Source organism: Pseudovibrio sp. Ad5 (genome assembly GCF_001623095.1).
Classification (GTDB): domain Bacteria; phylum Pseudomonadota; class Alphaproteobacteria; order Rhizobiales; family Stappiaceae; genus Pseudovibrio.
Genome location: NZ_LMCH01000043.1, coordinates 1 through 1159 on the forward strand (window position 1 = coordinate 1; position 1159 = coordinate 1159).

Consider the following 1159-nt stretch of genomic DNA (forward strand, 5'->3'; position numbering starts at 1 on the left):
TCCCGAACTCGGAAGTGAAACGCCCCTGCGCCAATGGTACTTCGTCTTAAGACGCGGGAGAGTAGGGCGCCGCCGGGCATGAATAATACACACCGACAAATCTCTACAAAATAAAACAGAACAAACATATCAGACAAAAAGCCCCCAATGCATAATGCATGGGGGCTTTTTTGCGTTCTAACGGAAGCTTTCCTAGCTAGAAGGGGAGAGCCGAGAGATGAGCCTCAGCCTGCCAAGAATTAAAACACTCCCTTAGCACCGAATATACACCCAACAGTTGGCCTCTATGGCTGGTGATCCCCTGGGTTGCTAGGCCACCTGATCGAAGAATATCCTTGAAGCTTATGATCTTCCTCGATGTAAGAAGTGCTTTGAGCCTCTCTTTGGGGCACGGCTCTGTTATGAGGCTGACTGATTATTCAATTATCGCGCGCCATTTCTCTTACCTCTCTCCTTTCAATGTTTGCCTCTGATTGGTGACGCTGATCTCTTTGGCTCCAACCTTGGCTTGTTCAGCACTCTGGCGCTAGCTGTAAGAGTAGGGGGTAGGGAATGTTTGCTGCCAGGGTCTCTGTCTGCGCTTCGTCATGTTCTCTTGTGTGTCTCCATCTCTCATTGTTGCTCCTGGAGTGCTGTGCTGTTTGGCGGAGCTCTTTCTTAGGCAGCTTTTGTGGGGTCTGGGGCGGTCTTGATTGGTGTGTGTTTTTTCCCAGTGTCTGTGCAAATTTTGGTTTTGTTAATTTTTGGTGTTTTGGCTGGTTGTTATTGGCTTGTTTCTGGGGTTTTTGGGTGTCTGGTGGTGGTATGTGGGTTGATATATGAAGTTATTGAATTGTTTGAATTTTAGTTTTTGCCCGATTGTTTTGTTTTTTTGGAGTTTGCGTGTTGACGGGTCGGTCTGGTATCCCTATAACCCGCTTCACGCCACCGGGGCGGGCCACTGAGGCGCGGTTCTGGAGGCACAAAAACAGAAGGATTTACGGGGTTTTTAAGAGGTCTTGTAAGTCTGGATATTGAGGCGAAAGTCTCTGCTCATTGACAATTGAATACGGAAGAAGAAAGAGAAACGTGGACGGCGGTTATTCGCGAGTGTCTTGGTAACAAGACGCTGTTACGGAATAGCTGACTTAGTTTACGTTTTTCAGAACACCAAAGATTT

The 1159-nt window shown here is 47.5% G+C and carries 1 rRNA gene; it reads left to right on the top strand.

What is annotated here, in order from left to right:
* Nucleotides 1-78 (top strand): 5S ribosomal RNA (rrf, locus tag PsAD5_RS28835); the annotation flags it as partial.
* Nucleotides 79-1159: the final 1081 nt, after the last annotated feature.